At 53.0% G+C, this 13,955-nt stretch carries 13 protein-coding genes and 3 pseudogenes; 8 read left to right on the top strand and 8 right to left on the bottom strand.

What is annotated here, in order from left to right:
- The 8 genes and pseudogenes from tnpC to frlR all read left to right on the top strand — a co-directional run.
- A partial coding sequence (gene tnpC, locus BHE85_RS01795) for an IS66 family transposase (protein WP_128832466.1) occupies positions 1–702 on the top strand: 702 nt, incomplete at its 5' end.
- A gap of 23 nt (positions 703–725) precedes the next feature.
- Positions 726–818, top strand: a pseudogene (locus tag BHE85_RS01800) (IS1 family transposase); the annotation flags it as partial.
- A 25-nt stretch (positions 819–843) separates the two neighbouring features.
- Complete coding sequence (locus tag BHE85_RS01805) at positions 844–1,011, top strand: YhfL family protein (protein WP_001031834.1); 168 nt, start codon at positions 844–846, stop codon at positions 1,009–1,011.
- A gap of 295 nt (positions 1,012–1,306) precedes the next feature.
- Positions 1,307–2,644 carry a fructoselysine/psicoselysine transporter gene (frlA, locus tag BHE85_RS01810; RefSeq protein ID WP_039064289.1) on the top strand — a complete coding sequence of 446 codons (1,338 nt, stop codon included), beginning with the start codon at positions 1,307–1,309 and terminating at the stop codon, positions 2,642–2,644.
- Positions 2,645–2,664: 20 nt separating this feature from the next.
- Entirely contained in the window at positions 2,665–3,687 is a 1,023-nt protein-coding gene (gene frlB / locus BHE85_RS01815) for a fructoselysine 6-phosphate deglycase (RefSeq protein ID WP_004987035.1), read from the top strand.
- A gap of 49 nt (positions 3,688–3,736) precedes the next feature.
- Positions 3,737–4,567 (top strand): fructoselysine 3-epimerase, encoded by an 831-nt coding sequence (gene frlC, locus BHE85_RS01820; protein WP_000847841.1) that lies wholly within the window; start codon positions 3,737–3,739, stop codon positions 4,565–4,567.
- Positions 4,564–5,349 carry a fructoselysine 6-kinase gene (gene frlD, locus BHE85_RS01825; protein WP_000853355.1) on the top strand — a complete coding sequence of 262 codons (786 nt, stop codon included), beginning with the start codon at positions 4,564–4,566 and terminating at the stop codon, positions 5,347–5,349. Before frlC ends, frlD begins: the two co-directional genes overlap by 4 nt.
- 99 nt (positions 5,350–5,448) lie before the next feature.
- Positions 5,449–6,180 (top strand): DNA-binding transcriptional regulator FrlR, encoded by a 732-nt coding sequence (gene frlR / locus BHE85_RS01830; RefSeq protein WP_004986916.1) that lies wholly within the window; start codon positions 5,449–5,451, stop codon positions 6,178–6,180.
- 151 nt (positions 6,181–6,331) lie between these two features.
- On the opposite strand, the pseudogene BHE85_RS01835 reads toward frlR, so the two are convergent.
- The 8 genes and pseudogenes from BHE85_RS01835 to yhfZ all read right to left on the bottom strand — a co-directional run bounded on the left by BHE85_RS01835 (position 6,332) and on the right by yhfZ (position 13,726).
- A pseudogene (locus tag BHE85_RS01835) lies at positions 6,332–7,404 on the bottom strand (aminotransferase class I/II-fold pyridoxal phosphate-dependent enzyme).
- A gap of 11 nt (positions 7,405–7,415) precedes the next feature.
- Entirely contained in the window at positions 7,416–8,720 is a 1,305-nt protein-coding gene (locus BHE85_RS01840) for a YhfT family protein (RefSeq protein ID WP_039064291.1), read from the bottom strand.
- An 11-nt stretch (positions 8,721–8,731) separates the two neighbouring features.
- Complete coding sequence (locus tag BHE85_RS01845; RefSeq protein ID WP_001297518.1) at positions 8,732–9,085, bottom strand: DUF2620 domain-containing protein; 354 nt, start codon at positions 9,083–9,085, stop codon at positions 8,732–8,734.
- 10 nt (positions 9,086–9,095) lie between these two features.
- Positions 9,096–9,972, bottom strand: a pseudogene (locus BHE85_RS01850) (phosphotriesterase-related protein).
- Positions 9,969–11,195 (bottom strand): phosphopentomutase, encoded by a 1,227-nt coding sequence (locus BHE85_RS01855; RefSeq protein WP_000090598.1) that lies wholly within the window; start codon positions 11,193–11,195, stop codon positions 9,969–9,971. The pseudogene BHE85_RS01850 and the gene BHE85_RS01855 overlap by 4 nt, the downstream one beginning before the upstream one ends.
- Positions 11,195–12,358, bottom strand: coding sequence for a YhfX family PLP-dependent enzyme (locus BHE85_RS01860; protein WP_000497373.1), 1,164 nt, complete (start codon positions 12,356–12,358; stop codon positions 11,195–11,197). The genes BHE85_RS01855 and BHE85_RS01860 overlap by 1 nt, the downstream gene beginning before the upstream one ends.
- Positions 12,359–12,441: 83 nt before the next feature.
- The gene (locus tag BHE85_RS01865; RefSeq protein ID WP_001295165.1) at positions 12,442–12,804 is read right to left on the bottom strand and encodes a PRD domain protein; all 363 of its coding nucleotides are present in this window, start codon (positions 12,802–12,804) and stop codon (positions 12,442–12,444) included.
- A 16-nt stretch (positions 12,805–12,820) separates the two neighbouring features.
- A complete protein-coding gene (gene yhfZ / locus BHE85_RS01870) occupies positions 12,821–13,726 on the bottom strand; it encodes a GntR family transcriptional regulator YhfZ (RefSeq protein WP_001254807.1) in 906 nt (301 codons plus the stop codon).
- Positions 13,727–13,955 lie beyond the last annotated feature (229 nt).

Consider the following 13,955-nt stretch of genomic DNA (forward strand, 5'->3'; position numbering starts at 1 on the left):
GTCTGGTTCGCCTACTCACCGGACCATCAGGGTAAACATCCGGAGCAGCACCTTAGTCCCTTCCGGGGTATCCTGCAGGCAGATGCGTTTAATGGTTACGATCGGCTGTTCAGTGCCGAACGAGAAGGCGGCGCGTTGACGGAAGCAGGATGCTGGGCTCATGCGCGGCGCAAAGTCCACGATGTATATATCAGTACCAAAAGCGCGACAGCGGAAGAAGCCCTGAAACTAATCGGTGAGCTGTACGCCATCGAGCACGAAATACGCGGGTTGCCGGTGTCTGAACGCCTGGCGGTCAGGCAAATGCAGAGTAAACCGCTACTGACTTCCCTGTATAAGCTGATGCAGGAGAAAGAACACACGTTATCGAAAAAATGCCGTCTGAGAGATGCGTTCCGGTATATCAGGAAGCACTGGGTTGCGTTGTGCAACTTCAGTGATGATGGTCTGGCTGAGGCGGATAATAATGCCGCGGAAAGAGCGCTTCGTGCAGTCTGTCTCGGAAAGAAAAACTTTATGTTCTTCGGCAGCGATCACGGTGGAGAGCGTGGTGCGCTACTGTACGGGCTGATCGGCACCTGCCGACTGAACGGTATCGATCCGGAAGCGTATCTGCGCTATATCCTGAGCGTACTGCCGGAATGGCCTTCCAACCGTGTTGACGAACTCCTGCCATGGAACGTAGCACTCACCAATAAATAAGCGTCAATACGGTGCTCCGTTGACGCTTACGACGGAAGTCACTGTCGTTCTCAAAATCGGTGGAGCTGCATGACAAGGTCATCGGGCATTATCTGAACATAAAACACTATCAGTAAGTTGGAGTCATTACCGGGAATGTAAATGAACAAATTTATTAAAGTTGCACTGGTAGGTGCAGTACTGGCTACGTTAACTGCATGTACTGGTCATATTGAAAACCGTGATAAGAACTGCTCTTACGACTACCTGCTGCACCCGGCAATTTCTATTTCTAAAATCATTGGCGGTTGCGGTCCTACTGCACAGTAAGTCTCTGACAGAAATCGGCTAACACCGGTTTAATTGCCCGACGCCCTCTGGATTTTCCGAGGGCGTATTTGTTTCTATATCCTTCTTGCTCCCCACCCGTAAAAATATTTTCACTTTAATTTCAATTGGATAACTACATTCATTAGCCACAGCGCGATCCTGTGCGAAATTTTGTGATCTTCCTCCGCATTACATAACATCATATGTTATTATATTCATCATGCATTGTCATGTTACCTTTTAAATGACTGCAAACTCTCCCCTACAACGTGTTGGACAAGAAAAAGGTATCGCTATGGGAAGCCAGGAACTCCAACGCAAGCTCGGATTTTGGGCCGTTCTTGCAATCGCCGTCGGGACAACCGTCGGCTCCGGTATTTTTGTATCTGTGGGTGAAGTGGCAAAAGCAGCGGGCACGCCGTGGCTTACGGTGCTCACGTTTGTCATTGGCGGGTTAATTGTGATCCCGCAAATGTGCGTCTATGCGGAACTATCCACCGCTTATCCGGAAAATGGCGCAGATTATGTTTATCTGAAAAATGCCGGAAGCCGACCGCTGGCTTTCCTCTCCGGCTGGGCCAGCTTCTGGGCCAACGATGCGCCGTCATTGTCGATTATGGCGCTGGCGATTGTCAGCAATCTTGGCTTTTTAACGCCTATCGATCCGTTGCCCGGTAAATTTATCGCCGCCGGATTAATTATCGCCTTTATGTTGCTACACCTGCGCTCCGTTGAAGGCGGCGCAGCGTTTCAGACGCTAATTACCATCGCCAAAATTATCCCGTTCACTATCGTCATTGGCCTTGGGATCTTCTGGTTTAAAGCGGAGAATTTTGCCGCCCCTACCACCACTGCGATTGGCGCAACGGGCAGCTTTATGGCGCTGCTGGCGGGGATCTCTGCCACCAGTTGGTCGTATACCGGCATGGCCTCTATCTGTTATATGACCGGCGAAATTAAAAACCCCGGAAAAACCATGCCACGAGCGCTGATTGGTTCCTGTCTGCTGGTTCTGGTGCTCTACACCCTGCTGGCGCTGGTGATTTCCGACCTGATGCCCTTCGACAAACTCGCCAATTCTGAAACGCCGATTTCCGACGCCCTGACCTGGATCCCCGCACTCGGCAGCACCGCTGGGATCTTTGTTGCCATCACGGCGATGATCGTCATTCTTGGTTCGCTTTCCAGCTGCGTGATGTACCAGCCGCGGCTGGAATACGCGATGGCGAAAGACAACCTGTTCTTTAAATGCTTCGGCCATGTGCATCCGAAATACAACACGCCGGATGTCTCCATCATCCTGCAAGGGGCGCAGGGGCTCTTCTTCATCTTCGTTTCCGATCTCACCAGCCTGCTGGGTTATTTCACCCTGGTGATGTGTTTCAAAAATACCCTCACCTTCGGCTCCATCATCTGGTGTCGTAAACGCGACGATTACAAACCGCTGTGGCGTACTCCTGCTTTCGGGCTGATGACCACCCTCGCCATTGCGTCAAGCCTCATTCTGGTCGCCTCAACCTTTGTCTGGGCACCGATTCCCGGCCTTATCTGCGCCGTCATCGTTATTGCTACTGGTCTGCCTGCTTACGCCTTCTGGGCGAAGCGTAGCCGCCAGCTCAACGCTTTGTCGTAATGTTATCTGGAGAAAATAAAATGTTGGATATTGATAAAAGCACCGTGGACTTTCTGGTCACCGAAAATATGGTTCAGGAAGTGGAAAAAGTTCTCAGCCATGACGTTCCGCTGGTGCACGCCATCGTGGAAGAGATGGTGAAGCGCGACATTGATCGTATTTATTTCGTTGCCTGCGGCTCGCCACTCAACGCGGCGCAAGCGGCGAAACATCTGGCGGATCGCTTTTCCGATCTTCAGGTCTACGCCATTTCCGGCTGGGAGTTCTGCGATAACACCCCGTATCGCCTCGACGATCGTTGCGCGGTGATTGGCGTTTCTGACTACGGTAAAACGGAAGAGGTAATCAAAGCGCTGGAGCTGGGCCGGGCCTGCGGCGCACTCACTGCGGCGTTCACCAAACGCGCGGACAGCCCGATTACCTCGGCGGCGGAATTTAGCATTGATTATCAGGCCGACTGTATCTGGGAAATTCACCTGCTGCTCTGCTACAGCGTGGTGCTGGAGATGATCACCCGCCTCGCGCCGAACGCGGAAATCGGCAAGATCAAAAACGATCTCAAGCAGTTGCCGAATGCGCTCGGTCATCTGGTACGCACCTGGGAAGAAAAAGGCCGCCAGCTTGGTGAACTGGCCAGCCAGTGGCCGATGATTTATACCGTTGCTGCGGGTCCGCTGCGTCCGCTGGGTTACAAAGAAGGCATTGTAACGCTGATGGAATTTACCTGGACGCACGGCTGCGTGATTGAGAGCGGAGAGTTCCGCCATGGCCCGCTGGAGATTGTCGAACCGGGCGTTCCGTTCCTGTTCCTGCTCGGCAATGATGAAAGTCGCCACACCACCGAACGCGCCATTAACTTTGTTAAACAGCGTACTGACAACGTGATCGTCATCGATTACGCCGAAATTTCGCAAGGGCTGCACCCGTGGCTGGCACCGTTCCTGATGTTCGTGCCAATGGAGTGGCTCTGCTACTACCTGTCTATTTACAAAGATCACAACCCGGATGAACGCCGCTATTACGGTGGTCTGGTGGAATATTAATCCCTCGCCCGGCCCGGCAACGGGCCGGATTTACGCAAGGAGTTACCCGATGAAAACAGGTATGTTTACCTGCGGCCACCAGCGGCTGCCTATTGAACACGCATTTCGTGATGCAAGCGAGCTGGGTTACGACGGCATCGAAATTTGGGGCGGTCGCCCGCACGCGTTCGCGCCGGACTTAAAAGCGGGCGGCATCAAACAAATCAAGGCGCTGGCGCAGACGTATCAGATGCCGATTATCGGCTATACGCCAGAAACCAATGGCTATCCGTATAACATGATGCTGGGCGATGAACATATGCGTCGCGAAAGCCTCGACATGATCAAGCTGGCGATGGATATGGCAAAAGAGATGAACGCGGGTTATACGCTGATTTCCGCGGCCCACGCGGGCTATCTCACGCCACCTAATGTTATCTGGGGACGGCTGGCAGAGAACCTAAGCGAACTGTATGAGTACGCGGAAAACATCGGCATGGATCTAATCCTCGAACCGTTAACGCCGTATGAATCGAACATCGTGTGTAATGCTAATGATGTGCTTCATGCGCTGGCGCTGGTGCCTTCGCCGCGCCTGTTCAGCATGGTCGACATTTGCGCGCCGTATGTCCAGGCGGAACCGGTGATGAGTTATTTCGACAAACTGGGCGATAAATTACGTCATCTGCATATTGTCGACAGCGACGGGGCCAGCGACACGCATTACATTCCTGGAGAAGGCAAAATGCCGCTGCGGGAACTGATGCGCGATATTATTGAGCGGGGCTATGAGGGTTACTGTACGGTGGAGCTGGTGACGATGTATATGAACGAGCCCAGACTCTATGCCCGCCAGGCGCTGGAACGCTTTCGCGCGCTGCTGCCGGAGGATGAGAGATGAAAACCCTGGCGACAATCGGCGATAACTGCGTCGATATCTACCCGCAACTGAATAAAGCGTTTTCTGGCGGTAATGCGGTCAATGTGGCGGTGTACTGCACTCGCTACGGCATACAGCCGGGATGCATTACCTGGGTGGGTGACGATGACTACGGCACAAAGCTGAAGCAGGATCTCGCCCGCATGGGCGTCGATATCAGCCATGTCCATACGAAACACGGCGTTACCGCACAAACTCAGGTGGAACTGCACGACAATGATCGCGTTTTTGGCGACTACACCGAAGGCGTGATGGCCGACTTTGCCCTGAGTGAAGAGGATTACGCCTGGCTGGCGCAGTATGACATTGTGCACGCGGCAATCTGGGGACATGCGGAAGACGCATTCCCACAGCTGCACGCTGCGGGCAAACTTACCGCTTTCGACTTCTCCGACAAGTGGGACAGCCCGCTCTGGCAGACACTGGTGCCGCATCTCGATTTTGCCTTTGCCTCCGCACCGCAAGAAGACGAAACGCTGCGTCTGAAGATGAAAGCGATTGTTGCCCGTGGCGCAGGAACAGTGATTGTCACGCTGGGTGAAAACGGCAGCATTGCCTGGGATGGCGCGCAGTTCTGGCGTCAGGCTCCTGAACCGGTGACGGTTATCGACACCATGGGTGCCGGAGATTCGTTCATTGCCGGATTCCTTTGCGGCTGGTCTGCGGGGATGACATTACCGCAGGCGATGGCGCAGGGAACGGCGTGCGCGGCGAAAACCATTCAGTACCACGGTGCCTGGTAGGTATAACGTTGGCGTGAGCATCTTCACGCCAACGTGCTGTTACTTGCCGGAAAACGACCCTATAATCCGAGTAATTCATTCTTTATTTCAGGGTCGATTATGTCAGCTACGGACCGCTACTCTCATCAACTCCTCTACGCTACCGTCCGCCAGCGACTGCTGGATGATATCGCGCAGGGGGTTTACCAAGCCGGGCAACAGATCCCTACCGAAAACGAGCTTTGTACACAATATAACGTCAGCCGCATTACCATTCGCAAAGCCATCAGCGACTTAGTGGCGGACGGCGTACTGATCCGCTGGCAGGGAAAAGGCACCTTTGTACAAAGCCAGAAAGTTGAAAACGCCCTGCTTACTGTCAGTGGTTTTACCGATTTTGGCGTCTCACAAGGCAAGGCGACGAAAGAGAAAGTGATCGAACAGGAACGGGTCAGCGCCGCGCCGTTTTGCAAAAAGCTGAACATCCCCGGAAACAGCGAAGTGTTCCATCTCTGCCGGGTGATGTATCTCGATAAAGAGCCGCTGTTTATTGATAGTTCATGGATCCCGCTGTCGCGTTATCCTGACTTTGATGAGATTTACGTCGAAGGAAGCTCCACCTATCAGTTATTTCAGGAGCGTTTTGACACGCGAGTGGTCAGCGACAAAAAGACCATCGATATCTTTGCCGCCACCCGCCCGCAGGCAAAATGGCTGAAATGCGAACTGGGCGAACCGTTGTTTCGCATCAGCAAAATCGCCTTTGATCAGAATGACAAACCGGTGCACGTCTCCGAACTCTTCTGCCGCGCCAATCGCATCACCTTAACTATTGATAATAAAAGACATTAACCGTAGGCCGGATAAGATGCGCCAGCATCGCATCCGGCGATGCTGGCGCGTTGAATTTTACATCCCGTACGTTCCCCTCACCCTAACCCTCTCCCCAAAGGGGCGAGGGGACCGTTCAGTACGGAATTTAGCTTGACGGTGCTATCCAGCATTAAATACTGGCAATACTCTCACGCAAAATCCGCAGCACCGTCTCTTCACCGCTGCGATTCGGGTTAATGCGAATCGCACAATGTTCTGATTGTGGATTCGCCTGGCGAAACGTTCCGGAAAGGCGATAAAAGAGCGGCGGGATTTCATATTTCGACTCTGCACCCACCGGGTAAGGCAAGGCACCGCGCTTTTGCGCCTCTTCCAGCACTCTGGCGGCAATCGGCTGATGAAACTCGACAATCAACACCTTCGACTGCGCATTAGCAATCACCGCGCTTTTCACTTCCGGCACCTCACCACCGTTAAGCAAAGCCAGCAACCGTTCAGATACCCCTGCCTGCACCGCGTGCATCACTGGCGCAAACACCAGACAACGCAATACTTCCAGCGCCTGTGCGCCCTGGATCTGGCTACCGCCGGAGTAAAGCGTGGCGCGAATACGGTTGATAACATCAGCATCGCCGACCACTGCACCAACACCCTCTGGCCCAAATAGCTTGAAGCAGGAAAATGTCGAGACATTCGCGCCGCATTCACAGCCGATTCGCGCCACCTTCATCACCGCATAGTTGTCATCGGTTAACGCTGGCGCAACGTTGCCAGCACATCTGCCAGCACGTAGCTGTCCTGCGGCTGCTGGCGCGTATGCTGCACCAGCGCCGCATCCGGTTGTTGCTCGTCGACGACCTGCTTCAGTGCCGACAGGTCATTGAAATCAACAGTAATAAGCGTCAGCCCCATCTGCTCAATAATAACCCGTGTCGTCGGGTAAACAGGCGCGTCATGCACCAGAAGACGCTGCCCCGGTTTGAGCAAAGCTGCCAGCCCGGCGCGAATCGCGCCAGTCCCCGCGCCCTGCACCAGCGCCGCAGCCTGTGCGTGAAATGCATCAGCCAGCACCTGCTCCACCCGTTGGGTAATACGCGGTTGATTCAGCCCCGGCGTTAAGCCCAAATCACCGCTGGTTAGAAACTCCGCGCCGGGAAAGTGACGGCAAATCGTGTCCACCAGCGCAAACTGCTTTTGCTGCGCCTCAATAAGCGTCAGGCTTTGCAGAGGAAACGTCTTCATAGGTGCCTTCCTTAAGCCGGAACGAACAGGCCAAGCCAGTAAAGAACATTCAGCAGAATACCGGTGATCATTACTGCCACGACCGGTGCCGCCATTTTCTGTACCGGACGGCCCAGGGATTCGTTGAGGAAGTAAATGGCAACCGCGATAGAGAATCCGGTATAACCCGCCATCTTAATTGCTGCGAAAATCGAACCGACCAGCAGCGCCACTTCCATCAGCATATTCATGGCGTTACGGATGTTATCCGACGCATTACGCACCGACGGGTAGCGTCCCAGCCATTTGCCGATAGAACGAAGCAGCAAGACTTCCGCCGAAATAACCACTGCGCCTAATACCGCTGCAACCATCGGATTCGGCGAGAGATAGCCCACCGCATAAACAAAGGTAAAGCCCGCAACTGCATACACACCCGTTGCTAAGGCGGTGGTGGCAATCAACGGTACAAAACCCAGCCCGCGCATAAATTCTGCCAGTGCCGCCTGGTTGATCAGCGTTTGCGATTGTTCCGGCGTTACGCCTGCGGAGTACGCTTTCTCCAGAGTGAAGATCGACACTTCACTGCCGGCGAAAATCTTCATGCTGGCAACGGCGGCAATCAATGCTCCCACGATGGCGATATAGGGTAAGTTTTTGATAATCCGCGACGTGCGTTCTTCAAACACCGAAAGCCCGCTGGCATCAATATCATTTTCATCACGATGACGCAGGTCGTGAGTTATCGCGATCCCCAGCAGCATCACCATGCCAATAAAGATTTCGATGGATTCAGGGTTAAGATGTGGGAAATAGCGCACGACTACCACACGGGTCATCAGAACAACCACGGCGGCGACCAGACTTTGCTTCCAGCCAAACTGGTAGAAAATCGCCACCAGCGGGAACAGTGCAAAAGCAGAAACTACCGGCGAGCTTAATTCCCCGAGGCTACCTAATACATCCACCGGCAGCGCGGTCAGCAGCTGGTTTACTGGCAACAGGCAAGTAAGGATCAACACGCCCCAGATAGCGCCAAGACCAAACGCCATCAGGCTGTTTATCGCCAGTACGCCGAGGATATCGGTAGGAAGAAAGAGTAACCATGCGTTGAGCAGCCCGGTTTTCAGGGTAAAAGAGATCCCCACCGAGGCCACAAAACCAATGCTCAGACCAAAAGCGATACTCCCCGCCTCGCGACGGTTCATATAGCCTTCAATCAGTTGCGGCAGGATCGGGCGGATGCCGTCATGAAAAACAGCCGCCGAGCTATGCGCCAGAAGCGATGTCATACCCGTCAGGCACGCCACCACGATAATCTGAATATACAGATCCATAGTCGTGCCTTTTATTTCAGATGGTTAATCAGCATCGGAATCGCGTGTTCGACGTGCTCAACGGAAAGGCCAAACGCCACTTTTCCTTCAGCGATCATTTTGGCGATATGCTCGTCTTTCGCTTTAATGCCTGGTTTGGCAATGGTGCAACTTTTGTTATAGCCAATCACCGCGATGGCAATCGACAATGCCGCGCCCGCACCGGTATTACACGCACCGATGTAGTAATCCAGTTGCCCGGATTTCACTTTCATTGCCGCTTCCATGTCGTTGTGAATGAAAACTTCAAAACTGCCAGGAGCCGTCGCTTCAATGGTTTTTTTAATCTGCTCACGCTGTAAGCCTGCAACGCCAATCTTTTTCATGAGTCTGTCCTTATTGGAAAAATTGAGAGGGAGTTTCACGTAACATCACATCCACATCGGCCTGACTGAATCCTGACTGGCGCAATTGCGGAATAAAGGTGGTCAATAAATAGTCATAGCCATAACCACCATTGGCTTTTAAATGGGAGCGGCGCGTAATATCCATCGACAGCATGACGCGGTTCAGCAACCCACGGTCACGTAGCGTGGAGCATCGCAATGCGCTTTTCGTCCAGGTAGTAACTGTTCTTACCAATGGTGTCGAACTGCACGTACGCGCCGAGATCGATCATCTTCAAAATGTTGTCGAGGTTGTCTTTCAGATCGCAGTGACCAACGGTGACGCGCGAAAGATCAACTCCGTGGGCTTGCAACAGAGCCAGTTGTTCCAGCCCCATGGTGCTGAACGACGTATGCGTGGAGATCGGGCGTCCGGTCTGGTTATGCGCCAGCGCAGCGGCAATAAATACCTTCTCTTCCAGCGGCGTAATCTTTCCTTCGCTGGAGCCGATCTCCGCGATGAGCCCGGCTTTCAGCTCCGTGCCATCGATACCCTGTTCAATTTCATCGACCATCTCCTGCGCCAGTTCCTGCACGCTGCGGGTCACCACATGTTCCGGGAAAAACGCATCCTGGTAATAACCAGTACAGGCCACCACGTTGATCCCGGTTTCGCGCATTACACCGAGCATAAATTGCGCATTGCGCCCCATGTAACGGTTGGTCATCTCAATCACATTACGTACACCCCGGGTCATCAGGTCGTTCATCTCCTGGCAAATGAACGCATACTGATCAAGGCGGCAGTCCACGTTGTTTTTAAAGCCGGAGAGATCAATATGCAGATGCTCATGGGCCAGGGTGTAACCCGTCGGATCAAAACTCATAGGGTGTCTCCTGCAAACCGGAGGGAGGAAAGAAAAGAGCGACCATTTTGTGGCGGTGGCGCACGGAAAAATTCACACACGGTAGCTCCCACATCAGAAAGCGTGGTGCGCACACCGAGCTGCGTAGCAGCCAGGCCTTGCTGATAAACCAGCAGCGGCACCACTTCGCGGGTATGGTGGCTGTGACCAATGGTCGGATCGTTGCCGTGATCCGCCATCACGACCAGGCAATCATCTGGCTGCATCGCATCAACAAGCCGGGCAAGGTTACGGTCAACGACCTGCAAACGTTCGGCATAACGTGCGACGTCTTCTGCATGACCAGCGAGGTCGGTTTCCTGGATATTGGTGCAAATAAACGCCGTCGGATGGGTGTTAAATTCGTCGAGGGTGATATCCATAATCCGCTGGCTATCCACCAGGTTTTGCCAGCTCACGCCATAAGGATTGCTGACGATATCTGCCACCTTACCCACCAGCACGGTTGGCACGCCCGCCTCATACAGTTTTTGCGGCACCTGCACTTTTTTATCGACACCGTAGCCCATATGCACGACCTGGAAGCCGTTGTCATAAGCGCCAGAACGCGGCGCATTGATACCAATAAAGCGCCCTTCTTTGCTTTCTGCGGCATCGAGAATGCGTTGACTGTCGGTTAACAGGCCACCAAATGTAATGACCCGACCGACCTGTACCTGCTCACGCACGATACGACCAATTTTGATTGCGTCGTCAAAAGAGATCACAGAGAGATTGGCGGTAATGTTATAGACTTGGCCTAAATCCGCCTCGAGATTATCGCCAATCGCAACCGCCTGATTGACCCACAGAAATTGCAGTTCATCGCCACGGCGCTCCACCTGCCAACCGGCGGATACTAATGCCTGCTCAACACGGTCAATCACATCGCAAAAAGGCATCCGCAGCGGCGGTAACGGGCGCGTGCCTAAAATTTCCTGATGCCCCATAAAGGTATCGCCACCTTCATGTTGCAGCTCTGCCACGCCCCAGGTTGCGGAATCTGACGGCTGCATATCGCCTGGCGCATAACCCAATGCGTTGATTAGCCCCAGCTTCTCCAGCGTTGGTAGCTGCAAATGCGGCAACTGGCTCAGGATGTGACCACATGTATTCGCTCCCGCATCTTGCGGACGCACCAGCGTGACATCTTTCATTGCCCCTACGCCAAAGCTATCAATCACTAACACCACAAATCGCGCCATTACGCCCCCAGAGAGTTTCCAAGACTGTCATAACGACCAACGATTTTCGGTTCGCCACGGTGAATACCGGACACCAGCACCACATCGCTACGGGTGACAAAAATCTGCGTGCGGAAACAGAGCACCACTGCACTGCTTACCGGAAACTCGCCTGCCAGCGACAGGGTGTAGTCGATACTGCTGTCATCCACAGTTTTGAGATTGGTTTCAGTAATCTTTTGATTTTCTGGCGTAAACACCAACGCATGTTGCGCATGACCACGACGGTAGTAACCGCCACCGTAGCAGTAGCTGTCGCCACGGAAATGATGGGAGATTTCACTCAACCAGAGCATCGCGATACGTTCAGACTGATCGCCCTGCTGGTTTGCCGGAATAGTGCCCGTCAGCGCATGACCGGGTTCGGCATGAGTCACACCGTATTGCGCCAGTAATGGCAGCGAAGTGCAGCTGGTCGCTGAAGGCGCGTTCAGTTGCTCAAGTGCAATACCAGATTTCGCCAGTTGATCCCGTGCCTGTATCAGCGTGTGAAGATTCGGTGTCGGCAAAACTTTTCCGGCAGCCTCATCCCAAAGCAGGCAAGGGAAATGGGTAAGTCCGGCTAAATGCAGACCCGGCAGTTTCTTAATTTCAGCAACCACCTCGTGCAGCGAATGCTGTACAAAACCGCTCTCCTGCCCCGGATAAAGAAAATCATCGTCGCTATAAACTTTGAGCAGCACAAACTGCACACGTCCGGCCTTCACCGCTGCCGCAGAAACTTCCCGCGCTTTGTCGAGAGTAAACACGGTGATGACGTCGGTGCCCTGTTCAACGGCGTCAGCAACCTGATGACAAGGGATTTGTACCAGATGCCCCTGATGCGCCACCGACAAACCAGCGCGGCGCATGACTCGCGCCTCTTTGTAATCCACCGCCACAATGCCGCTGTAACCTAATGCCAGCAATTTTTCCGCCAGCCATGGGTTACGGCCAAACTGCTTGGTCATCAGATACAGTTCAATGCCGTAAAGCCGCGCCGTCTCAATCAGTCGCTTACCGTTTTCCAGTACCTGATCCACGTCGATCACCCAGCTGTCCGGGGCGATCTTGCCCTGCTGCCACAAACTTAGTGCGGCGGAAATCAGCGCCGGGTTCTGGCGTTTCAATGCTTCTACAAACATCTTGTTGCCTCGTTTCTGTTCCTTGAATTAAATATTCATTTTTTTGAATATTTAGGTTGTGCGACGTGGATTTGTCGGGAGCTTCAAACCTCTTCGTTAGCAGCCATCCATAATCCATAAAGGTTGGCCAGCAAATAGCCTTCTTCACACGGATTAACTTCCAGTGCGAATTCCTTCAACAACACCTGATGCAATTGCACAACGGCTTGCCAGTGGCTGGATTGCGCCAGCTCTGCCAGCAATTCGTTATCCAGCGGCTCTATTTCTTCACCACGGCGACTGCGCATCAGTGCACTCGCCATATGTGTCATCGCCATCGTTCCTTGCTCACTGCGCACCGGCAGATGGCACTCTGTTTCCAGTACGTTGACGACCTGCATCATGCCTTTGCAGATGTCCTTATCAATAACGCCTGCCTCGCAAAGCAGGTTGAGTCTGGTTTCCATATCAGATGCCTTTCGTTTAATAACTCGGTTCCTGTTCCCCACTCACTACCCGTTGTTGATGGGCGAGCAGGGCGTGTTTATCTACAACGGCACGCAGCAGTTGTTGCATTGGGTAATCATCGACTCGCGTCAGGACCACGGCTTCGGTGGCCTGTAAAAATCGCGGATCGTCTGTGAGCGGCGTCGCCTCTAATCCCAGCATGGTCAGTTCGTTTTCCGCCACCACGTTCCAGATAACCGCATCGACATCGCCTTTAACAATGCGTTGTAAACTCTCGTGATAAGAGAGATCGACACGTTCCACATCACTATCGCCAAAAAAGACATCGGTCATGATTTTCTGATCCGCCGAACGACTATCGAGACCTACTCGCTTAACATTTCCAGACTCACCTTTGCGGCATATCAGTTGATGTTCACCAACATACGTATGCGGGCCAAGCTCGAGGGCGATGCACAAATTGTTTTGGCTGAGATAACTTTCCGCCGCCAGGCGGGAAACTACTGCCATGTCATAGACACCGTTAAGCAAACACTCCACACGAATATCCGCGCCACGCATATGCGCATAATAAAAAGGAATGCCATCAAACTGGGCTTTCAGCCCGCTTGCTAAACCTTCGTACAAGCGGGTATAGGGCAAAGGCATGGCACACACAACGTTATTGATATCCACATGACTCAGCAGCGCTTTGTTATCCATTTCGACCAGATAACTGCCATTGCGCCCACGGCGTTCAATCCGTATCGCTCCACTTGATTCCAACGTTTTCAACGCGGCCTGCGTCAGGCCAACCGATGAACGGCATTCAGTTGCCAGCTCATCTATGGTTTTCAGTCGATTACCGCATTTTTCACCCAACAAATAACGGGCCAGCGTCGTGATGACGACGCCTTCTTTTTTGATAAACGTTCGACGCATAATATATTTTCAATAAAATGAATGTTTATATCTTCATTAAAATGAAGATAAGTGGCAACTGTGAGATGTGGAAACGGCGAGGCGCTTCACATTTTTTCGGATTATTGCAAATGAGGATAAAAAAACCGGGTTTCCCCGGTTTCAGAGTGATGACGAAGTGATTTATTCGACAATGCGAGCAAAGGGTAATTCCCACTGGCGCTTGCCTGCTCCCCTCACCCTAACCCTC

Source organism: Shigella sp. FC1567, assembly GCF_001743015.1.
Taxonomy (GTDB): Bacteria; Pseudomonadota; Gammaproteobacteria; order Enterobacterales; family Enterobacteriaceae; genus Escherichia; species Escherichia coli.